The sequence below is a fragment of the Halosimplex halobium genome (genome assembly GCF_051414055.1).
Lineage (GTDB): Archaea > Halobacteriota > Halobacteria > Halobacteriales > Haloarculaceae > Halosimplex > Halosimplex halobium.
Genome location: NZ_JBLKNX010000005.1, coordinates 37,436 through 57,558, shown reverse-complemented (window position 1 = coordinate 57,558; position 20,123 = coordinate 37,436). Strand labels below are relative to the sequence as shown.

The 20,123-nt window shown below is 68.6% G+C and carries 18 protein-coding genes; 7 read left to right on the top strand and 11 right to left on the bottom strand.

What is annotated here, in order from left to right:
- Positions 1-102: 102 nt before the first annotated feature.
- Positions 103-735 (bottom strand): HAD family hydrolase, encoded by a 633-nt coding sequence (locus tag ACMGFG_RS06835; RefSeq protein WP_436929589.1) that lies wholly within the window; start codon positions 733-735, stop codon positions 103-105.
- A 133-nt stretch (positions 736-868) separates the two neighbouring features.
- Between ACMGFG_RS06835 and ACMGFG_RS06830 the strand changes: the two genes are divergently transcribed.
- Complete coding sequence (locus ACMGFG_RS06830; protein ID WP_436929588.1) at positions 869-1,555, top strand: YIP1 family protein; 687 nt, start codon at positions 869-871, stop codon at positions 1,553-1,555.
- Positions 1,556-1,592: 37 nt separating this feature from the next.
- On the opposite strand, the gene lwrS is transcribed toward ACMGFG_RS06830, so the two are convergent.
- The 6 genes from lwrS to ACMGFG_RS06800 all read right to left on the bottom strand — a co-directional run bounded on the left by lwrS (position 1,593) and on the right by ACMGFG_RS06800 (position 6,504).
- Positions 1,593-2,003, bottom strand: coding sequence for an LWR-salt protein (gene lwrS / locus ACMGFG_RS06825; protein WP_436929587.1), 411 nt, complete (start codon positions 2,001-2,003; stop codon positions 1,593-1,595).
- Between the two features lies 1 nt (position 2,004).
- Complete coding sequence (locus tag ACMGFG_RS06820; RefSeq protein WP_436929586.1) at positions 2,005-2,280, bottom strand: 4a-hydroxytetrahydrobiopterin dehydratase; 276 nt, start codon at positions 2,278-2,280, stop codon at positions 2,005-2,007.
- Between the two features lie 459 nt (positions 2,281-2,739).
- Positions 2,740-4,056: a glutamyl-tRNA reductase gene (hemA, locus tag ACMGFG_RS06815; protein ID WP_436929585.1), complete on the bottom strand. Its 1,317-nt coding sequence runs from the start codon at positions 4,054-4,056 to the stop codon at positions 2,740-2,742.
- Complete coding sequence (locus ACMGFG_RS06810; RefSeq protein ID WP_436929584.1) at positions 4,053-4,700, bottom strand: precorrin-2 dehydrogenase/sirohydrochlorin ferrochelatase family protein; 648 nt, start codon at positions 4,698-4,700, stop codon at positions 4,053-4,055. The genes hemA and ACMGFG_RS06810 overlap by 4 nt, the downstream gene beginning before the upstream one ends.
- Before the next feature lie 36 nt (positions 4,701-4,736).
- Positions 4,737-5,792, bottom strand: coding sequence for a siroheme decarboxylase subunit beta (ahbB, locus tag ACMGFG_RS06805; RefSeq protein WP_436929583.1), 1,056 nt, complete (start codon positions 5,790-5,792; stop codon positions 4,737-4,739).
- A 94-nt stretch (positions 5,793-5,886) separates the two neighbouring features.
- Positions 5,887-6,504, bottom strand: coding sequence for a hypothetical protein (locus ACMGFG_RS06800; RefSeq protein ID WP_436929582.1), 618 nt, complete (start codon positions 6,502-6,504; stop codon positions 5,887-5,889).
- Between the two features lie 108 nt (positions 6,505-6,612).
- On the opposite strand from ACMGFG_RS06800, the gene ACMGFG_RS06795 reads away from it, so the two are divergent.
- The gene (locus ACMGFG_RS06795; RefSeq protein ID WP_436929581.1) at positions 6,613-7,011 is read left to right on the top strand and encodes a hypothetical protein; all 399 of its coding nucleotides are present in this window, start codon (positions 6,613-6,615) and stop codon (positions 7,009-7,011) included.
- Entirely contained in the window at positions 7,008-7,274 is a 267-nt protein-coding gene (locus tag ACMGFG_RS06790; RefSeq protein ID WP_436929580.1) for a HalOD1 output domain-containing protein, read from the top strand. The genes ACMGFG_RS06795 and ACMGFG_RS06790 overlap by 4 nt, the downstream gene beginning before the upstream one ends.
- A gap of 17 nt (positions 7,275-7,291) precedes the next feature.
- Here ACMGFG_RS06790 and glyA read toward each other — a convergent pair whose 3' ends face one another.
- Positions 7,292-8,566 carry a serine hydroxymethyltransferase gene (gene glyA / locus ACMGFG_RS06785; RefSeq protein WP_436929579.1) on the bottom strand — a complete coding sequence of 425 codons (1,275 nt, stop codon included), beginning with the start codon at positions 8,564-8,566 and terminating at the stop codon, positions 7,292-7,294.
- A 230-nt stretch (positions 8,567-8,796) separates the two neighbouring features.
- Here glyA and tbsP point away from each other — a divergent pair, with 230 nt between their 5' ends.
- The 3 genes from tbsP to ACMGFG_RS06770 all read left to right on the top strand — a co-directional run bounded on the left by tbsP (position 8,797) and on the right by ACMGFG_RS06770 (position 11,766).
- The gene (tbsP, locus tag ACMGFG_RS06780) at positions 8,797-9,612 is read left to right on the top strand and encodes a transcriptional regulator TbsP (RefSeq protein ID WP_436929578.1); all 816 of its coding nucleotides are present in this window, start codon (positions 8,797-8,799) and stop codon (positions 9,610-9,612) included.
- Positions 9,613-9,703: 91 nt separating this feature from the next.
- Positions 9,704-11,434 (top strand): YcaO-like family protein, encoded by a 1,731-nt coding sequence (locus tag ACMGFG_RS06775; RefSeq protein WP_436929577.1) that lies wholly within the window; start codon positions 9,704-9,706, stop codon positions 11,432-11,434.
- A 176-nt stretch (positions 11,435-11,610) separates the two neighbouring features.
- Complete coding sequence (locus ACMGFG_RS06770; protein WP_436929576.1) at positions 11,611-11,766, top strand: DUF7479 domain-containing protein; 156 nt, start codon at positions 11,611-11,613, stop codon at positions 11,764-11,766.
- 72 nt (positions 11,767-11,838) lie between these two features.
- Here ACMGFG_RS06770 and ACMGFG_RS06765 read toward each other — a convergent pair whose 3' ends face one another.
- The 3 genes from ACMGFG_RS06765 to ACMGFG_RS06755 all read right to left on the bottom strand — a co-directional run bounded on the left by ACMGFG_RS06765 (position 11,839) and on the right by ACMGFG_RS06755 (position 15,086).
- Complete coding sequence (locus ACMGFG_RS06765; protein WP_436929575.1) at positions 11,839-12,972, bottom strand: DUF63 family protein; 1,134 nt, start codon at positions 12,970-12,972, stop codon at positions 11,839-11,841.
- A gap of 120 nt (positions 12,973-13,092) precedes the next feature.
- Positions 13,093-13,923, bottom strand: coding sequence for an inositol monophosphatase family protein (locus ACMGFG_RS06760; RefSeq protein ID WP_436929574.1), 831 nt, complete (start codon positions 13,921-13,923; stop codon positions 13,093-13,095).
- A 584-nt stretch (positions 13,924-14,507) separates the two neighbouring features.
- Positions 14,508-15,086: a hypothetical protein gene (locus ACMGFG_RS06755; protein ID WP_436929809.1), complete on the bottom strand. Its 579-nt coding sequence runs from the start codon at positions 15,084-15,086 to the stop codon at positions 14,508-14,510.
- On the opposite strand from ACMGFG_RS06755, the gene ACMGFG_RS06750 reads away from it, so the two are divergent.
- Positions 15,057-20,000 carry a DNA polymerase domain-containing protein gene (locus ACMGFG_RS06750; protein WP_436929802.1) on the top strand — a complete coding sequence of 1,648 codons (4,944 nt, stop codon included), beginning with the start codon at positions 15,057-15,059 and terminating at the stop codon, positions 19,998-20,000. The two genes, ACMGFG_RS06755 and ACMGFG_RS06750, sit on opposite strands and share 30 nt — an antisense overlap.
- Positions 20,001-20,123: the final 123 nt, after the last annotated feature.

Genomic DNA, 20,123 nt, shown 5'->3' with positions numbered 1-20,123 from the left:
TCGCAGGCTGCGCTTCTCATCCCTCGCGCGGCTACAGTCGCGCGCATGAAAGCGCGCTCCAGCGCGCGCCAGGATGGCTGTTTGGGGTAGAAAACCGACCGTTCAGAGTTCGTCGAGGCCGTCGATCCGGCGGTCGCCGAGGACGCACTGGCCGCGCTCGACGGGGTCGACGCGGTCGACGTGGACGGCGTCGAGGCCGGCGTTCCAGGCCGCGCCGGTGTCGTCGGGGTCGTCGCCGACGAGGGCGCCCTCGTGGCCATTATATCCGACGCCGAGGCGGTTCATGGCGAGTTCGACCGGCGTCGGGTCGGGCTTCCAGCCGACCTCGTCGTCGCAGCAGACGACGGTGTCGAACCAGTCGGCGATGTCGTGGTACTCCAGCAGCGGCTCGGTGAGATACGACTGGCAGTGAGTGACGATCCCCGTGGGACGGTCGAGGCCGGCGACGAACTCGGCGGCGTCGTCGTAGACGAACGACGACTCGGCGCGGGCCCGGGGGTCCTCCACTTCGTGGAAGGTCTCCCAGAACTGGTCGGCGGTGAGCGCACGGTCGGCGAACACCTCTTCGCGGGCGCCGCCGACGCCGTACCACAGCAGTTCGGCCTCGCGGTCCGTGAAGGAGTGGCCCAGCCGGTCCCCGATCTCGGAGACGATCGTCCGGGGGTAGTCCGGGTCGACGTCGACGACGGTGCCGTCGAGGTCGAACAGCCAGAAGTCGTACGCGTCGCGGGCCATCGGGATCCCACCAGTAGGGCGGTGACGCCCAAGTACCTTCTGGCGGCCGTATCGACGGTGAGAATCGGACGGCGGCCACGAAGCGGCGTGGACCGGGCAGATTTAAGCCCCCGGCCGGGCGAGACCAGAGACGATGAGCCTGCGGACGCTGGTGACCGACCCGGGCGCCTTCTTCGCCGCGCGACGGGACGACTACTCGCTCGCCGGGCCGACCGCGGTGGTCGTCGCCCACGCGCTCGTGGCGCTGGCGGGGACGGTGGTCGTCCTGCGGGCGGTCGGCGACGTTGTGACCGCCGCGGACGCGGCGCGGGTCGTCTACGCCGCCGGCGAACAGCGCGTTTCGGCACCCCGAGAGATCGTCCTCGCGCTCTGGGCCACGGGCGGGCTCTACTTCGCGCTCTGGCTCGCCGTCGCCGCCGTCGCCTACCTCGTCTCGCTGTACTTCGACGGCGAGGGCTCGTTCCGCCGTCTACTCGCGTTCGTCGGGTGGACGCTCGTGCCGACGCTGGTCCCGGCGGTGCTCCGGGCCGTCGTGATGGGCGCTCTCTTCCTCGGCGCCCCCGAGTTCGCCACCGAGGCCGCCCTCCGCGAGTGGGTCCGTGTCAAGGTCGTGGCCGATCCGGTCTACGTGGCCGCCACCGCTACCAGACCCGTGTTCACCCTCTGGATGGTGTACCTGTGGGTGGTCGCCGCACAGTACGGCCGCGAACTCTCCCGCCGCGCGGCGATCGCGGCCGTCGCGCTCCCCGCCGCGCTCGCGTCGGTCAACGCCGTCGGGACGCTGGCGGTGTTCGCCGGCCGCACGCTCGGACTTCTGTGACCGGTACGTCCGTAGCGATCGGCGCGTCCCTCGCTCCTCAGACCTCGTCGGTCACGTGGATCGAACTCCCGAGGTACTTCGTCAGCGCCTCGTCGACCGTGTCGGCGTTGAACGTCCCCAGGTCGTCGGCGACCGCCGCCCGCAGGTCGTCCAGGTACGCCTGGGTCGTCCGCAACTCCCGGAAGTCGATACTGTCGACCGGCATCCCCAGCGCGTCCTCGGCGACATCGCGCATATGCGCCGCGTCGCCACAGTCGCCGCGCCAGAGGTTGTCCCGGAAGTACAGCCACCCCGGCTCGCCGGGCGGGTCGGCCACCCTGAACACCGTCGTCTCGAAGGCGTCCGGTTCGGTCCAGACGCCCTCGACCTCGGGGTCGAGCCGCACGGTCACCCGGAAGACGTAGGCCGCGGCCGGCGAATCTCCCCCAGCGCCCTCGCCCCGACTCATCTCAGCGGAGGTCGTCGAACCGCTCGGCGAGTTCGATGTCCTTGTCGGTGATCCCGCCCTCTTCGTGGCTCGTCAGTCGGACCTCGACCTCGCGCCAGCTGATGGTTATCTCCGGGTGGTGGAAGGCGTCCTGGGCGACGCCGCCCGCGCCCGCAGCGAACCCGACGCCGTCGAGGTAGGCGTCGAACTCGTAGGTCCGGACGATCTCGTCGCCGTCGCGCTCCCACTCGTCCGGTAGTTGTTCTTCGATCTCGTCGTCGGATAGCAGGTCTGCCATGTGTGAGCGGTGGGCCGCTCCCCGCATGAAAGTTCGGCCGAGGTGTTCGTGGGAGCGAGTGCTGTGATCGAGTTGCCGTGCCGACCACCGCTCGGACTGGCACCGCAGACAGCGTGAAAGCCCCCGGTCGCTCCGGTCGAGGGGCTTGCTGCGCTCCTCGGTCGTTTCACTCCCTGCGGTGCTTACGGCGCCCGTCTTCCCGGAGCGACCGGCCCCTTTCAGTCCCGTCCCTCTCGGCTGGTCGACCAGTCTATGCGGGTGGGACTGAAAGGGGCGACCGTCTCGGCGAAGGCGGCTGCCGCAAGGACCGCAGCGAACGCAGTGAGCGAGGACCGCAGCAAAGCCCCCGAGCCGAGACGGTCGGGGCTTTCACGCTGTTCGCGGTCGCGGGTCCGGTAGCGGTCGCTGACGGTCGAGGAGCATTTCCGTCGGCAGATACAGCCAGAACTCGAACCGCTGCTAGTCGTCGCTCAGCTGGTCGAAGACGGCATCGGGCATCTGGTCGCGGAGGTGGTCGGGGATCTCCTCGCCGCCCTCCTCGTCCTCGCCGAACTCGGGGTCGAACAGCTGGAGTGCGGTGTTGATGGTCGACCAGTCGTCCTCCTCGGCGGCGTCGCGGAGGCTCTTGGTCGGCGCGGCGAGCAGCTGGTTGACGACGGCGTCGGCCATCGCCTCGACGACTTCGCGCTGTTCGGCGTCGAAGTCGCCCTTCTCGAGCGCGGTCTCCAGCTCCTGGGCCTTGACGCGCTCGGCGCTCTCGTACATCGCCGAGATGACCCGGTCGGCTCGCTTGCGCTTGTACTGGGCGAGCAGGTGCTCGAACTCCACGTCGATCATCTCCTCGACGACCGTGGCCGCCTCCGCGCGCTGGGCGCGGTTCTCGTCGGTGACCGTCTGCAGGGCGTCCAGGTCGCGGACGGTCACGTCGGGGAGTTCCGTGACGGTCGGCTGCACGTCGCGGGGCTGAGCGATGTCGACGACGAACGTCTCGCCCGCGCCGGCGACGGTCGATTTCTCGAAGACGTAGTCGGCGGCGCCGGTCGCGGTGACGACAACCGACGCGCGCTCGACGGCCTCGTCGAGGTCGGCCAGGTCGACGACGGTCGCGTCGGCGTCGACGGTCTCGGCGAGGTGTTCGGCCCGCTCGGCGGTGCGGTTGGCGACGTGGAGGCGGTCGACCCGCGGCGCGAGCGACTGGGCGGCGAGCCGCCCCATCTCGCCCGCGCCGACGACCAGCGCCGCCGCCCCGTCGACGCCGACCTCCTCGTCGGCGAGCGAGACCGCCGCGCTCGCCAGCGAGACCGACCCCTCGTTGATGGCCGTCTCGGTGCGGGCGCGCTCGCCGACGTGGATCGCCTTGGTGACCCCCTCCTCGAGCAGGCGGCCGACGCCGCCGGCCGCGCGGGCGTCCTCGTAGGCGTCGCCGACCTGGCCGAGGATCTGGTCTTCGCCGACGACCAGCGATTCGAGCCCGGCCGCCACCCGCATGAGGTGGCGGAGGCTCTCCTCGTGGCCGAACTCGACCAGCACGTCGTCGGGCACCCCCTCGAAGAAGGCGGCCAGCGCCGCGCGGCCGTCGGGGCCGTCGCCGGTGACGACGTAGGCCTCGACGCGGTTGCACGTCTGGAGGACGTAGGCCTCCTCGACGGCCGGGACCGACAGCAGGCGCTCGACGCCCGCGCGCTGGCTCTCGACGGTCGCCGCTTCGAGCTCGTCGACCGTCGCGCGGTCGATCGCGACGCTCGCGCCCGAGATGACGCCCGTGCCGACCGTCACGATGTCTCACCTGTCACGTCCGAGATCACGTCCGCTGCCACTTGTCGAGCCTTTGGTTTCCCACTATCTAAAGCCTTCCAAACCGCGTCCGACCTGACAACCGCACGCACGGCCGCCCGCCGATCCCCGGGCGGGACGCCCTCGGCCTGCAACTCCGCCCGGATGTCCCCGGTCAGCTCGGCCATCGCCCCGGCGTCCGCGATCTCCGTCTCGATCCGCTGGCGTAGCAGGCGGCTCAGCGCCGGGCTCGCGCCGCCGGTCGCCACCGCCGCGACGACCGGGTCGTCCCTGATGGTCGCCGGCACCACGACACTGCCCGGGTCGCGCCCGCCGTGCTCGTCCGTCCGGTTGACGAGTACGCCCCGGTCGCGGGCGACGGCCTCGATCCGCTCGTTGAGCTCACCGTCGTCGGTCGCCGCGACGGCGAGCGCGGGGCCGGCGCGGTCGAACCAGTCGTCGACTTCGTCCGGGTCGGGCGCGGCGCGGACGCGCTCGGCGCCCCCGAAGTCGGCGTCGGCGAAGTCGGGACTGACGACGACCACGCGGGCCTCGCGGGCGAACCGCCGGGCCTTCCGCGCGCCGACGCGGCCGCCGCCGAACACCAGTACCGTCTCGCCGTCGAAGTCGTGGAGCAGTGGGATCACGGTTGAGATTCGGTGTCTCGTCTCCGTCGGCACCGCTCAGGCGGTGTTGGCGTCCGCGCGCTCCTCGATGCGGATGCCCGTCTTCTTCAGGATCCCCGTCGAGAACAGGGTGTCCCAGTCCTCGTCGGTCACGTCCCAGTGGTCGGCCATCGCCTCGCGGACCTGCTCGACCCGTTGCTCGCTCTCGGCCTCGCTGCGACCGTGGGTCATCGCGAAGAAGTTGTACGGCCAGACGCCCTCGTGGCGTGGCCGCCGGTAGCAGTGGGTCACGAAGTCGAACGCGGCGACCGCCTCGCCGACTTCCTCGACCACGTCGTCGGGTACGTCCCAGACGGTCATCCCGTTCTCGGAGTAGCCCAGCGAGTAGTGGTTCGGAATGACGCCGACGCGGCGGACCTTCCCCTCCCGATCGAAGCGCTTGATCGTCTCCAGTACCCACTCGACGTCCTCGCCGAGCGCGTCGGCCACCTCCCGGTACGGCGTCCGCGTGGTGGGAAGCCCGCCCTGGATCTCGACGACGAGGTCGCGTTCCCGCGGAGTCAGGCTGTCCCGTTCGGTCGGCTCGACCTCGGGCCCCAGGTCCGACAGGTCGATCCCGTCGTCGAGGTCCTCGAGCGGGCCCTCGACGGGGAACTTCGCGCCGACGTGGAACTCCCGCTGTTTCGGGAGGTTGTACGTCTCCTGGCCGGTCTCGGCCTCGATCTCCGCGAGCACCTCGTCGACGCGGTCCTCGTCCGCGACGCTGACGACGAACCACATGTTCAGGTGGGGGTGTTCGCGCTCGTAGTTGTGCGCGACCTCGGTGTGGGCGTTGACCTGCTCGGCCACCTCGTCGAAGCGCTCCTCGGGGGCGTGCATCGCGACGAGCGTCGCCGTGCCGCCGATGGCCTCCGCGTTGATGAGCGCGCCGAAGCGTGTGAGGACGCCCGCCTCGTCCATCGCCGCGAGGCGCTCGTGTAGCTCGTCGGCGGTCACGTCGACGCCGTGCTCCCGGAGTGCCTCGGCCGCCGGCTCGTAGGGGTCCGCGACGACCGGGAACCCGCCCTGGTAGGCGTTGAGGATCGCCCGGTCGACGTCGTCGAGGTCGGTCATACCCGGAACTCGGGAACCGAACGGCATAAACCGCCCGTCTGCGGCAGGCGACTGCAAGCCCCTCACCGATTGTCTCCCTCCCCCTTCGACCCCGTCAGGGACACTCCTGCTCGGCGAACCTCGACTTCTCGGATCCCTGGTCGACCGCGCGGGTCGCACCGCTGTCGACGGTCACCAGCATCGCCTGGCCGCCGTAGCCGTGGGTCTGGTCGTGGCCGCGAACGACGACGCAGGTCGTATTGGACGGAATTTCGACGGTATCGGAGCGCGTGAACGGCGCGGTGGAGTGAGCGTGCAGGAGTTCCCGGCGGCCGAGTCGCTCGCCGTCGAGCGTCTCGACCTGCCACCAGTCGGCGTAGCCGTCCTCGCCGTCGTCGTCGTGGTACAGCGTCACCGAGAAGCGGTACGCGCCGTCGCCCGCCGGTTCGACCGCAACGGCGGTGACGTTGGCCTCCTGGAGGTCGAGTTCGGGCGTCCCGGTCTGGCCGGTCGAGTCGGTGGCCGCCGAACCCTCCCGCCGCGTTGCGGTCGGTTCACCAGTATCCTCGCCGGCGGGGTCGCCCGCCCCGCCGCCGTTCGCCGCCTCTGTGGCGGGTCCCGCTGTCGCGGTCTCGCTCCCGGGCTCGAAGGTCGCACAGCCCGCGACCCCGGCGGCCGCGAGCGCGCTCAGTCGGAGGACCGCTCGCCGGGTTCGACGGGGCTCGTCGGTCATGCGGACGACTTCGCCCGGACCGGCCAAAAGCGTGTCTCGCGGGCGTGACGGACGACCGGGGCTGCCGTCCACCAAAGTTGTATGTGGCCTGGTAGCAAACGTGTAGACATGTCCGCCGACCACGACGAACGGGCAGCGGCAATGATCGACCGGTGGAACAGGGTGTTCGGGTCGCTCACGGCCGAGCCCCGCAGGCAGATGGTGGTCGCGCTGATGGAGGCCCCGCCCGACCGGGAGCTGTCGCTCCCCGAGGCGGCCAACCCGCCGTATCTGCTCCGGGACCCCGAGGAGCTGTACGTCGACCTGGTCCACTCGCACCTGCCGGCGCTGGCCGAACACGGCTTCGTCGAGTGGGAGTGCGAACCGCTGCGAGTGCGCCGCGGCCCGGCCTTCGAGGAGGTCGCTGCCGTCTTCGAGGCGCTCGACGCTCACGCCGACGAGATCCCCCAGCAACTCACCGAGTCGTGCCAGCGGCTGGGGGAGCAACAACGGGGGTGTGAATCGTGACCTCGACCGACGACATCGCCCTGAACATCGTCCGGGCGATCGCCGTCGTCGAGGGCGTCGAGCCGCACGAACTCGACTTCTCGCTGCACGACCACGTCTCGACCGACGCGGTCAGGTCGCTGGCGGCGATGGACCACGACGACTGGAAACTGACCTTCGAGGTGCCCGACCACACCGTGACCGTCGACGGACGCGGCGCGATCAGCGTCGACGGCGACCTGGTCAACCGGAGCGAGACGGTCCGCTCCGACGAACCGCCGTAGGCGAAAAACGAACTGCGTTACTCGAAGACGAGTCCTTCGCTGTCGTCGCCGTAGAGGGGGTACTCCTCGCAGAGCCCCTGGACGATCTCGGCGACCTCGGCCTTGACGTCCTCGTCGTCGGGGTTGTCGATGACCTCGGCGATGCAGTGGCCGACCGTCTCGCAGGCGTCCTCGTCGAAGCCCCGGGTGGTCAGCGCGGGCGTGCCCGCACGGATGCCCGAAGCGACGAACGGCGAGCGAGTCTCGCCGGGCACCGTGTTGGCGTTGAGGACGATCCCCACGTCCTCCAGCGCCTCCTCGGCCTGCTTGCCCGTCACGTCCGGGTGGGAGTCCCGGAGGTCCACGAGCACGAGGTGGTTGTCCGTCCCGCCGGAGACCAGCGAGAAACCGTGCTCCTGCAGGTGGTCGGCCAGCGCCTGTGCGTTCCTGATCGTCTGCTCGGCGTACTCCTCGAAGTGCGGCTGCAGCGCCTCCTTGAAGCCGACGGCCTTGCCGGCGATGTTGTGCATGAGCGGGCCGCCCTGCGTGCCGGGGATGATCGCCGAGTCGATGGCGTCGCCGTACTCCCCGTCGGCCATGATGATGCCGCCGCGACCCGCGCGGATGGTCTTGTGCGTCGAACCCGTGACGAAGTCCGCGACGCCGACCGGCGATTCGTGGACGCCGGCGGCGACCAGCCCGGTGATGTGGGCGATGTCGGCCGTGTGGTAGGCGCCCACGTCGTCGGCGATGGCCTGGAACTCGTCCCACTGCACCTCGCGGGGGTACGCGGAGAAGCCCGAGACGATCATGTCCGGGTCGAACGCCTCGGCGTGGGCGCGGATCTCCTCGAAGTCGAGGCGGCCCGTCTCCTCGTCGACCTCGTAGTTCTCGACCTCGTAGACCTGCCCGGCGAAGTTCTTCGGGTGGCCGTGGCTGAGGTGGCCGCCGTGGGTCAGGTCCAGCGAGAGGATCTTGTCACCCGGTTCCAGCATCGCCGTGTAGACGGCCATGTTGGCCTGCGAGCCCGAGTGGGGCTGGACGTTGACGTACTCGGCGCCCCACAGCCCCTTCGCGCGGTCGATGGCGAGCTGTTCGATCGTGTCGGCGTGCTCGCAGCCGCCGTAGTAGCGCGACCCGGGGTAGCCCTCGGCGTACTTGTTCGTGAGCACCGAGCTCTGGGCTTCGAGGACCGCCTCGCTGACGTGGTTCTCGCTGGCGATCATCGCGAGGGTGTCGCCCTGGCGCTCGACCTCCGCTTCGAGGGCGTTCGCGACTTCGGGGTCCACAGACCGGACCGTGTCGTAGTTCATGTAGGGGTATCGGCGACGCCCCGTCAATAATCTACCTTTTCGCGGAGCGAGGACGACCGCGCCGCCGCGCCACGGCGGGCCGCGTCGACGGCCCCACGACCGGCCGGATCGGGGCCGACCGTACTCCGCGGTCGCGCGGGCGAACGTCGGCCTCGTCGTCCGTCCAGGTCGATTCAACGGTATCTGGCGGTAAAATTAAGTGTGATAATGCGGAATACCATAGCTATCAGATGAGTTCGAACTTTCTCGAGGCGGACGTGGGCGCGGTCCTGGCTGGCGTCTTTCGGGACAGTAGCGGCGTCGTCTACGCGGTCAACCCCACCCGCGAGACTATCTCCGAAGTGATATTCGGGCTGCACGAGGTGGAGACGCCGCCGACTGTCCGGCTGCTCGCGCCCGGCGACCCGATCAAGGACGTGCTCGCGGATTTCATCGTGGCGGGGCGGGCCGCCGACCTGGTCGACGCCGGGACGCTGGCGCTGCGGGTGCTGGAGGAGCCGCCGGAGGCGTCGCTTCTGGTGACGGAGTCGGCGGTCGTCTCGCTGGTCGCCGGCGACGACCGGGTCGGCGGGCTCTCGGCCGCCGACGAGGCGTTCGTCGCCGACGTACGCGACCGCTACGGGCGCGAGTGGGACGCCGCCGAGGACTACTCGCTGCGGACGCCGCCGCTGTCGGCCGTCCGCGAGACGCTGGCCGCCGACATCGGCACCGACACCGCGGAGGACTTCGACGCGCTCCTCGACTCCCTGGCGGTCGCCAAGGGCGAGGGGGAAGGGCTCGACGAGGTGGCCATCGCCCTGCTGGTCGCCGCGCGCAACGGCCAGCTGCTCTACGACATGAGCAAGTGGGGCGAGGACGTGGGCCTGGCGAGCAAGGCCACCTTCTCGCGGATGAAGACGCGACTGGAGGACAGCGGCCTCGTCACGACCGAGAAGGTCCCGATCGACGTGGGTCGCCCGCGCCTGCGGCTCCGGCTGGCCGAGGACCTGCGCGAGATGGACCTAACAGAACTCGGACAGATCGCCCAGGAACAGCTCTACGACTGACCCGCTCCGGTCGGAGACGGCCGCCGGGACCCGACGGACCGGGGGCTGCGAGTCCCCGGGCTTTTCTACCCGTCGCCCCCACCGGGCTGGCATGACAGTCGAACTCGTCGGAACGGGCCCCGCCGCCGACGCGGTCGCGGCGGCGCTGGGCGACGTGGACGAACCCGTCGAGCGGCGCGAGCGGGCGGCGTTCGACCCCGGGGCGCGGCTCGGCGTCGTCGTCGACCGGGCGGGCGCCGCCGCGTTCGAGCGAGCGAACGACCGGGCGCGCGAGGCGGGCGTCCCCTGGGTCGCGGTCGAACTCGGTGGGGTCGGCGGCGTCCCGGTCGTCGACGCCGCCGTCGCCGCCTTCGAGCCCGAGGGGGCCTGCTACCGGTGTCTCGCCGCGCGCGTCGAGTCGAACGCCGACCCCGACGCCGACCCGACGGCCGCGCCGGCCGACGCGACCGCCCGCTTCGCCGGCGCCGTCGCCGGCCGCCGGGCCGCTCAGTTGGTCGACCCCGCCGAGGGCGACCCGCTCGGGACCGTCGTCGAACTCCCCCACACCGAACGGGAGTTCCTCCCCGTGCCGGGCTGTCAGTGCGGCGAGGGTCGCGACCGCGTCCTCGACCGCGGACATCTCGACCGCGACGTGGAGCGGTCGCTCTCGCGTGCCGAGCGCGGCCTCGACGACCGGGTCGGCGTCGTCGCCCAGGTCGGCGAGGCCGAGTCGTACCCGGCGCCGTACTACCTCGCGCAGGTCTGCGACACGGGCGCGTTCGCGGACGCGACCGCCTCCCGGCAGGCAGCCGGGGTCGACCCCGGGTGGGACGCCGCGTTCATGAAGGCGCTCGGCGAGGCCTACGAGCGCTACTGCGCCGGCGTCTACCACGCCCGGGAGTTCAAGACCGCCGCGGCGACCGAGCTGGCCGACGCCGTCGCGCCCTCGGCGTTCGTCCGCCCCGAGAGCTGGGTCGGGAGCGGCGAGGGCGCCGACGCCGACCGCGCCGAGCGGCCGTGGGTCCGCGGGACGGACCTGGTGACCGAACAGCCCGTCTCCCTGCCCGCCGAGATCGTCCACTACCCGCCGCCCGAGCGGACGATCCGCCCCGCTATCACAACCGGGCTCGGCCTCGGCAACTCGTCGGTGGAGGCGCTGCTGTCGGGCCTGTACGAGGTCGTCGAGCGCGACGCGACGACCATCGCCTGGTACTCGACGTACGACCCGCTGGGCCTGGACGTGTCGGACCCGGGCTACGAGCGGCTGGCCGCCCGCGCCGGTGCCGAGGGGCTGGACGCGACCGCACTGTTGCTCACGCAGGATATCGACGTGCCGGTGGTAGCCGTCGCCGTCACCCGCGAGGAGTGGCCGGAACTCGCGCTGGGCACCGCGGCCCACCTCGACGCCGGCCGCGCCGCCCGCAACGCGCTGGCCGAGGCCGTCCAGAACTGGGTCGAACTCGACGGCATGGGCCGCGAGGGCGCTGCCGAGACCGACGGCGCCATCGGCCGCTACGCCGACCGCCCGCCCGTCGTCGACGAGTTCGTCAGCCCGGAGACGACCGTCGACGCCGCTTCCGTCGGCCCCGAGTCAGTCCCCGAAGGCGGTGCCCACCTCGACGCCGTCCTCGACCGGGTCGTCGAGGCCGGCCCCTCGGTCTACGCCGCCCGGACGACGACGCGGGACGTGCAACGCCTCGGCTTCGAGGCCGTCCGCGTCGTCGTCCCGGGCGCCCAGCCGCTGTTCTTCGGCGACCCCTACTTCGGGGAGCGGGCCCGCTCGGTCCCCGCCGACATGGGCTTCGAGCCCGCGCTCGACCGCGACCACCACCCCTACCCCTGACGGGTCGTGCCCGTTTCGGGTTCCGACAGCTACCTCGATTTTTGTAACCCGACGACGGCGCGGAATATGGAACGAAACCGACTAATGCGAGACTTTATGCTATCGGGTGCGCACCGTTCACACGGCACCTGGCGTCGCTTCTGCAGGCCCGAAGCGGACCGTCAGAGGAGCGTATCATGGTATCCGAGTTCGACCTCCCGTGTACAGACTGCGACCAGCAACTCGTGCGGACCAAAGTGGCGTCGCCCGCGGCGGGCGGCGAGGTGACCGTCGCCGAGTGCCCGACTTGCGGTAGCCGGTACTACCCCGAGTCGGCGCTCGAGACGGTCTGAGACGGTCGGGATTCTCCGTCGGTTTCCGAACCCTCGACAGCGACCGCCTCGCAAACGGTGAGGCGACCGCCGTCAGATCGCGAACGTCACCCGGAGGATGTCCCGGGTACCCGGGCCGAGCCCGACGGCCGCGGCCGCGACGAGCAGCAGGACCGCGTAGCGGGGGCTCTCCTCGAAGATCCGCTCGTCGAACAGCCACACGATGCCCAGCGCGACGCCGAGTTTCACGAACAGGAACGGCCACGACGTGCCGATGGCCGCCGACACGGATGCCGGCTGGACCGCCTGGGTCACGTCGATGATCGCCCGGTTGGCGACGTGTTTCGCGCCGTAGGCCTCGATGGGGTGGCCCAGCTCGGGCAGCCAGTCGGCCGCGACGACGTTCGCCACGCCGTCGATTGCGTGGGCCCACAGGATCCCGAGTCCGACCACGCCCGTCCCCGCGTTGATCGCCGGTTCGAAGCGGTCGGCGGCCCGGTAGATCCCGTAGGCTAGCACCGAGGCCAGCCCCACGTCGACGACCAGGATCTGCGGGTAGAAGGAGACGTACTCCCGTGTGAACGCGACGAAGAAGAGATAGGCGAGCGTGAGCGCGAGGATCCCGAGCCCGAAGCCGGCCAGCGCCCGGTAGCGGTTCCGGACCGTCCCCTGCGACTCCAGCCACATGCTCGCGAGCAGGGCCGCCAGCGTGATCAGGAACACCGTCACGTAGATGATCGGGCTGATGAACAGCACGTTCAGCGGGTAACCGATGACGGGTTCGACGCCCGCGGCGACCGCGGCGTCGGTCGCGTCCTCGACGACCCGGACCGCGCCGCCGAACAGCATGAACGGGACAAGCGAGAGGAAGAGTCGTCTGTCACCGCCGATCTCGAGCCGGTCGAGCAGGAGGTAGACGCCGCCGAGCATGAACACCAGCACGACCATGTAGCCGACCGTCGAGACGGTCGTGTAGCCCGTCTCCGCGACGACGCCGGTCGCGGCCCGGCAGGCCGCGCCGGTCGCGTGCAGGTCGATCCCGTCGCCGGTCAGGACCGCACAGCGGGCGTTGTTGGCGTCCGAGTAGACCGGTCCCCAGAAGTACTTCCAGATGAACTGGTCGTAGACGCGCTCGGTGGCGACGACGGAGCCGACGACGAGCGCCGCCACCGCCGCGGCGAACGCCCCCAGCCAGCTCCGCTCCGTCAGGACCCTGTCCGTTCCCATGCCCGCAACCGGGCGCGTCTGGCTGTTTAGCCTTCCGGTCGTGGGCGCACCGCCGACACGACCGCCTGCCCCCGTTCTCGACCGGCGATGCGGCCCCGACCGCTCGCGTCCCGTCTCCCGTCAGGCCGAGTCTGCGGCCCGCGCGACCTCGCGGACCGCCTCGTGGGCCTGTCCGTTGCTCGCCACGATCCCCTCGCTGTCGCGGGTCCAGGGCTCGCCGGCCAGGTCAGTGACCGTCCCGCCGGCCCGCCGGACGAGGTGGATCCCCGCCAGCGAGTCCCACGGGTCGGGCGTGTACGTCGCGAAGGCCGCGTCGAGCTCGCCGCTCGCGACGAACGCCAGCGTCGCCTGCATGCTCCCGAACCGCCGGAAGTCGCCCAGTTCGTCGACGACCGCCTCGGCGATGGCGCCCAGTTCGTCGCCGGTCCCGCGCTCGAACCGGCCGACCGGCGCGACCGCGAACGTCTCCGGGTCCGACCGGTCGCTGACCGACAGCGCCGTCCCGTTGCGGGTGCCGGTCTCCGCCCCCGCGGCGTACATGTCCTCGGTCGCCGGGAGATAGACGGCCGCCGCGGCGAGGTCGCCGTCGGCCACCGCCGCGACCGCCGTCGCCCACGTCCGGTGGCCGCGGGCGAAGTTCGCCGTCCCGTCGATCGGGTCGACGACCCACGTGTCCCCCGACTCCGGGACTTCCGACAGGATCTCCGTCTCCTCGCCGGCCGGCCCCACCGGCACGGCCTCCTCTTCGCCCACGACCGCGTCGTTCGGGAACTCCGCGCGCAGCGTCGAGACGACCTGCCGCTGGGCGTCCCGGTCGGACTCGGTCACCAGGTCGTTCTTGTCCGCCTTCGTCTCGACGGCGAGCTCGCCGCGGAAGGCCTGCCGGGCGACGGCGCCGCCCGCCCGCGCCGCCCGCTCGGCCACGGCCACTCGCCTGTGTGCGTCTGTCACGTCCGTCCCGACGGGCGCCCGCGCAAAAAGCTAGACGAAACGGGCGGTCCCACGGTCGGCGTCCCCTGTCCCACCTCGCTTCGCTCGGCGGGTCTCCACCCGGGACGGCTCCCGGACGGACCACACGGCGCGCGCTGGAGCGCGCGTTCATGCGCGCGACCGTAGCCGCGCGAGGGATGAGCGACGACAGGAGCGAATCGGCTGGGGAGGTTCGTGGCCGTCTGCGGTGCTGCGCGGGGCGGTTGCGGTCCTGGCGGACTGAAAGGGCGAGGCGCGCTCGCGCTCGTGTAGTCGCCTGAGCGGGCACTATCCGCGCGGGCGGTGCCGAGAGCGCGGATATCCCGCCTCAGCGACCGCGAGCGCGGCGAGGGCTTTCAGCGCCTACTGTCCCTTGCGGTCAAGACGACTGCTAGCGAGCGCGGCGAGGGCTTTCAGCGCCTACTGTCCCTTGCGGTCAAGACGACTGCTAGCGAGCGCGGCGAGGGCATTCACCGCCTGCTGTCCCCTGCGGTCGAGTCGAGGTGGGCCGAATCGAGTGCGGTCGAGACGAGTACGGTCGAGTCGGTCCCGTTCCTCGCAGCAGTTCAGACCCGCTCGGTCAGAGACAGCGGAGACACCGGCGAGACCGACCCGTCGATCCCGGATACCGCGACTATTTTAGTCGGGCCCCGCCAACGCCGAGTAACATGGAGCAAACGGAGTTCGGGGACTTCGGGGCCGGCGAGGAGCGGCCCGCCGACGAGGCCGAAGCCGTCGCAGGCGACGAGGACGGCGGCGGCGCCGCGACGGTGGTCGACGCCGACTCGGTCCGGTTCCCCGACGCGCAGGGCACGGTCACGCTGACGGTCACGCAGGTCGACTACACCGTCGAGTACAGCGGCGACGACGAGTTCCCCGTCGTCCACGTCTTCGGCCGGCGGGAGACCGGCGCTGGCGACGACCCGGAACTCGAACACGTCGCGGTGTACGACTTCGAGCCGTACTTCTACGCGCCTATCGAGAACGTCGACGACGAGCGCATCGCGGGGTACGACGGCCTCGTCGACTACCGCGAGACCGACGCCGAGGGCGAGCCCTTCGAGTCGATCCGCGGCGAGCGCCTCGCGAAGATCATCGGCCGCACGCCCCGCGACGTGGGCCAGGTCCGCGACGACTTCGAGCACTACGAGGCCGACATCCTGTTCCCCAACCGCCTGCTCATCGACAAGGACATCGAGAGCGGCGTCCGCGTGCCCGAGCGACGCGACGACGACGGGACCATCCGCATCCCCCACCAGGAGGTCGAGGCCGTCGACGACAACGCCACGCCGCGGGTCAACACCTTCGACATCGAGGTCGACGACCGCAACGGGTTCCCCGAGGACGGCGAGCAGACCATCGTCTGTCTCACCTCCCACGACTCCTACGACGACGAGTACATCAATTGGCTCTACCAGTCGCCGGCGGGCGTCGACGGCCCCGCCGCGCTGGCGGAGTACGAGCCCATCGAGGACGACATCGACGCCGACGTGCGCGTGTTCGACTCCGAGCCGGAGATGCTCGACGCGTACGTGGAGTATCTCGAGGAGGAGACCGACCCGGATCTCATAACCGGGTGGAACTGTCTCCCCGGGGATTCGGCGGTCCAGATGGCCGACGGGACATTGACCGAGATCCGCGAGGTCGAAGCCGGCGACGAAGTCGTCGGTAGTGAGGCTCAGCAAACCACTGTCGCTGAAGTAACGAACAAGTGGGAGAGCGAAAAAGAGGTTCTCCGTTTCGACCTCGCCGACGGGACCGAACTCTCCACGTCCGGCGATCATCGGGTCATGGTCGGCGACGAGGATCAGGTCGGCTGGAAACGGGGGGAGAGTATCGAGTGCGGCGACTACGTCCTGAAACCGAGGAAGTTACGAGTGGACGACACTAGCGTCCCTGCGCTCTCAGATCTCGTTCCGACCGCGAATCAGCGGTTTGCCAGCGAGGAACGAGTCAAGGAAATCAAATCGGAACTCCCTGAGGGGGCCGTCACCGAACTTGCCGATACGTTCGATTTATCGAAAGGGACTCTCTATCATCCAAAAACCGATGTCTGGACTCTCGAACGGTGTGAGGTCGCCGCCGAAGAGTACGGTATCGCTGTGCCCGATGGCGGTCGTGAGTATCGGCGAACACGTGCCGACCTCGATAGGGAGCTTACGGCTCGGGAACTCTATCTGGCAGGCCTGGTTCTCACCGACGGCTCGATGTCGCGGGACGATGGAGTCCGATTCTACAACACCAGAGAGGAGCTTCACGAACAATTTACCAGCGATCCCCACCTCGAACCCGACGGAAAAGGCTGTTACAAGCAGAACGTTCTCGACTACGCCACGATGTACGCGTTCAACGGGCTGGGGATCCCGTTCGGGGACAAGAATGATGGTTCGGTCGATCTCTCGATGGTGTACGAACTCCCCGAAGAGTATATTGCCAAATTCTTGGCTGGTGTGATCGACGGTGATGGAAACGTCTCCTCGTGCGTCACCGTCGCGGCGGAGAACCGGTCTATCGGGGACTGGTACGTGAAACTGTTCAAACGACTCGGGATCTACGCCGAACAGCGAGACCACATCGTCCGTATCCCGTCCGCTAAGCGCGATATGGGGCGCCTCAAACGGAGGGTCTTGCCCCATATGAACCACGGCGAGAAGGTGGACGCCCTCGAGGACTTCGCTGGTGGCAAAAGCGGACGCTCGGAGAACATTCCGTACGCGCTGTTCGACGCCGAGACCGGGAGCGACGAGAAACGTATCGGTCGAGACAAGCACCGTCGGGATATCAACCTCAAACGTCACGAAACGAAGTCCGAAGAGTGGGAAGAGTTCGTATTCGTCGAGGTCGACGACATCGAGGTCACCGGAACCGAAACGACGTACGATATCGAGACGACGACGCACAATTTTGTCGCCGATGAATGTCTGGTCCACAACTGCGACGACTTCGACGCCCCGTACCTTCTCGACCGGATGGAGGAGTTACAGGGCCCGGACCACGACTACGACCTCGACATCGACCGCCTCTCCCGCGTCGACGAGGTGTGGCGCTCGGACTGGAACGGCCCGGACATCAAGGGCCGCGTCGTCTTCGACCTGCTGCGGGCGTACAAGAGCACGCAGTTCACCGAACTGGAGTCCTACCGACTGGACGCCGTCGGGGAGATGGAACTCGACGCCGGCAAGGAACGGTACACCGGCGACATCGGCGACCTGTGGGAGGACGACCCCGAGCGCCTGCTGGAGTACAACCTCCGGGACGTGGAGCTGTGCGTCGAACTCGACCGCAAGCAGGACATCATCGCCTTCTGGGACGAGGCGCGCAAGCTCGTGGGCTGCAAGATCGAGGACGCCCCCACCGCCGGCGACGCCGTCGACATGTACGTCCTCCACAAGGCCTACGGCGAGTTCGCGCTCCCATCGAAGGGCCAACAGGACGCCACCGACGAGTTCGAGGGCGGCGCCGTCTTCGACCCGATCACCGGCGTCCGAGAAAATGTCAGCGTTCTAGACCTTAAGAGCCTCTATCCAATGTCGATGACAACTATAAACGCCTCGCCGGAGACGAAGGTCGACCCCGAGAGCTACGACGGCGAGACCTACCGCACGCCCACGGGCGTCCACTTCCGGAAGGAGCCCGACGGCATCATCCGTGAGATGGTCGACGAACTACTGTCAGAACGTGAAGAAAAGAAGTCCCTCCGAAACGACAACGACCCCGGATCCGAGGCGTACGAGCGATATGACCGGCAACAAGCAGCTGTCAAGGTGATAATGAACTCGTTGTACGGCGTTTTCGGATGGGATCGTTTCAGGCTCTACGACCGTGAAATGAGTGCTGGGGTCACGTCGACGAACCGCAAGGTGATCAGCTTCACCGCCGAGGCCTCGAGTGAACTGGGCTACGACGTCACCTACGGGGACAGCGTCACCGGGGACCGCCCCGTCGTCGTTCGCGACGCATCAGGAACCGTTCGTATCGTTCCGATCGCGGACCTCTTCGAGAGAGCGACGGAGCGTACGGACTCCAGCATCGTGGTGACCGCTGACGGTGGTGTGGTTCCCGCCACAAACGACCCGAAAGACCGTCGGACACTCGAGGGATGGGAAGCGCTTTCGCTGTCGGACGAGGGTGAGCCCGAGTGGCAGCCGATTGAGCAGGTCATCCGCCACCGAACCGAGAAGGACGTGGTCAAGCTGCAGCACAAGTTCGGTGAGTCGGTCACCACGCGCGATCACGCCTACGTCGTCGAACACGGCGACGGCTACGGTGAAGCGAGTCCGGCGGACGTGGAGGCGCCGGTCCGAGTCCCAGATGTCCCCGCGGTGGACGAGCGATCGACCGTCGACGTGTACGAAGTTCTCGACGGATACACGCGAGAGTACGAAGACGGGCGTGGCGGTGGTGGCGAAGACGTCGTTACGAAAGTGAAACGCGTCTACGCCGACGACCAGTGGGTCTGGTTCGGCCACGAGCACCACCGTGACCAATCGAAGACAGTCCGCGTGAAGCGCCACATCGACCTCGCGGGCGAGGACGGACGAGCGCTCGTTCGGTTGCTCGCCGCGTACATCTCGGAGGGAAGTTCGTCGACTATCGAGACGACGGATTCCCGGTTCGGTGCGAGTATCTCCGAAGAGCGCGCTGCCTGGCTCGAACCACTGCAGGACGATTACCACCGACTGTTCGACAATACGAATTCAAGCATCGTCGCGTGCGACAGCGGTGGTGAACGGACTGTCGAGTACGAAATCGAAGATGGGTCCGGGACCGCCACGTACGACGACCGGACGCAGAAGTTGCAGATGATGAACGAACTTGTGGCAGTCTTTTTCCGCGAGTTCGCAGGCCAAACCTCTCGCGGTAAACGGATCCCCTCGTTCGTGTTCCATCTGCCCGAAGAGCTGCAGGACCTCTTTCTCGAAACCCTCGTCGAAGGAGACGGTTCGAGGGAGTTCCCGCGATACTCCGACGAATACGCGGAGCAGAACTTCGATTTCGAGACGACGAGCCGGGAACTCGCCGGTGGACTATCCATGCTTCTCACTCAGCGCGGGCGGAAACACTCGCTCAAATACAGGGATGAGAAGGACTCCTACACCATCAGAACGTGTACGTATTACCGTCGCGGCCGTGACCCCCAGATCTCCGAGGCTGAGCACGACGGACACGTCTACGACCTCAGTGTCGCGGAAAACGGGAACTTCGTCGATGCAGTCGGCGGGGTCGTTCTTCACAACACCGACTCCGTCATGCTCGAACTGGGCGACCTCGACACCGAGGGCGCCATCGAGAAGTCATTCGAGATCGAGGAGCACATCAACGACCGCTACGACGAGTTCGCCCGCGAGGAGCTCAACGCCGACTCCCACCGCTTCCAGATCGAGTTCGAGAAGCTCTACCGGCGGTTCTTCCAGGCGGGCAAGAAGAAGCGCTACGCGGGCCACATCGTCTGGAAGGAGGGCAAGGAGGTCGACGACATCGACATCACGGGCTTCGAGTACCAGCGGTCGGACATCGCGCCGATCACGAAGGAAGTGCAGCTGCAGGTCATCGAGATGATCGTCCACGGCGAGGACATCGAGGACGTGAAAGACTACGTCCACGGCGTCATCGAGGACTACCAGAACGGGGAGGTCAGCCTCGACGACGTGGGTATTCCCGGCGGTATCGGGAAGAAACTCGACAACTACGACACCGACACCGCACAGGTCCGCGGGGCGAAGTACGCCAACCTCCTGCTGGACACCAACTTCGCCAGCGGGTCGAAACCCAAGCGTGTCTACCTTGAGAAGGTCCACCCCGAGTTCTTCCGCGAGGTCGAGGAGGAGATGGACCTGGACCCCGCCGAGGACCCGCTGTACGGCGAGTTCAAGCGCGACCCCGACGTGATCTGCTTCGAGTACGCCGACCAGGTCCCCGACGCCTTCGAGGTCGACTGGGACAAGATGCTCGACAAGACGCTGAAAGGCCCCATCGCGCGCATCCTCGAAGCCCTCGACGTCTCCTGGGAGGAGGTCAAGAGCGGCCAGGAGCAGACCGGGTTAGAGAGCTTCATGTAGGGGTGGTCCCGGTCCGGACCGGCCCTCGCCTCGGCTCCCCTTGTTTCCAATACCAAAAACTGAGTTCCCGATTCGGAAAATACTGTCGTGGTGACTCGAAACTATTATTAGCGTCAGTACCCT

Bases quoted from the DNA above. Each gene is read 5' to 3' on its own strand.
- ACMGFG_RS06835 (WP_436929589.1), bottom strand. From the start codon at position 735: ATGGCCCGCGACGCGTACGACTTCTGGCTGTTCGACCTCGACGGCACC.
- ACMGFG_RS06830 (WP_436929588.1), top strand. From the start codon at position 869: ATGAGCCTGCGGACGCTGGTGACCGACCCGGGCGCCTTCTTCGCCGCG.
- lwrS (WP_436929587.1), bottom strand. From the start codon at position 2,003: ATGAGTCGGGGCGAGGGCGCTGGGGGAGATTCGCCGGCCGCGGCCTAC.
- ACMGFG_RS06820 (WP_436929586.1), bottom strand. From the start codon at position 2,280: ATGGCAGACCTGCTATCCGACGACGAGATCGAAGAACAACTACCGGAC.
- ahbB (WP_436929583.1), bottom strand. From the start codon at position 5,792: ATGACCGACCTCGACGACGTCGACCGGGCGATCCTCAACGCCTACCAG.
- ACMGFG_RS06800 (WP_436929582.1), bottom strand. From the start codon at position 6,504: ATGACCGACGAGCCCCGTCGAACCCGGCGAGCGGTCCTCCGACTGAGC.
- ACMGFG_RS06795 (WP_436929581.1), top strand. From the start codon at position 6,613: ATGTCCGCCGACCACGACGAACGGGCAGCGGCAATGATCGACCGGTGG.
- glyA (WP_436929579.1), bottom strand. From the start codon at position 8,566: ATGAACTACGACACGGTCCGGTCTGTGGACCCCGAAGTCGCGAACGCC.
- tbsP (WP_436929578.1), top strand. From the start codon at position 8,797: ATGAGTTCGAACTTTCTCGAGGCGGACGTGGGCGCGGTCCTGGCTGGC.
- ACMGFG_RS06775 (WP_436929577.1), top strand. From the start codon at position 9,704: ATGACAGTCGAACTCGTCGGAACGGGCCCCGCCGCCGACGCGGTCGCG.
- ACMGFG_RS06770 (WP_436929576.1), top strand. From the start codon at position 11,611: ATGGTATCCGAGTTCGACCTCCCGTGTACAGACTGCGACCAGCAACTC.
- ACMGFG_RS06765 (WP_436929575.1), bottom strand. From the start codon at position 12,972: ATGGGAACGGACAGGGTCCTGACGGAGCGGAGCTGGCTGGGGGCGTTC.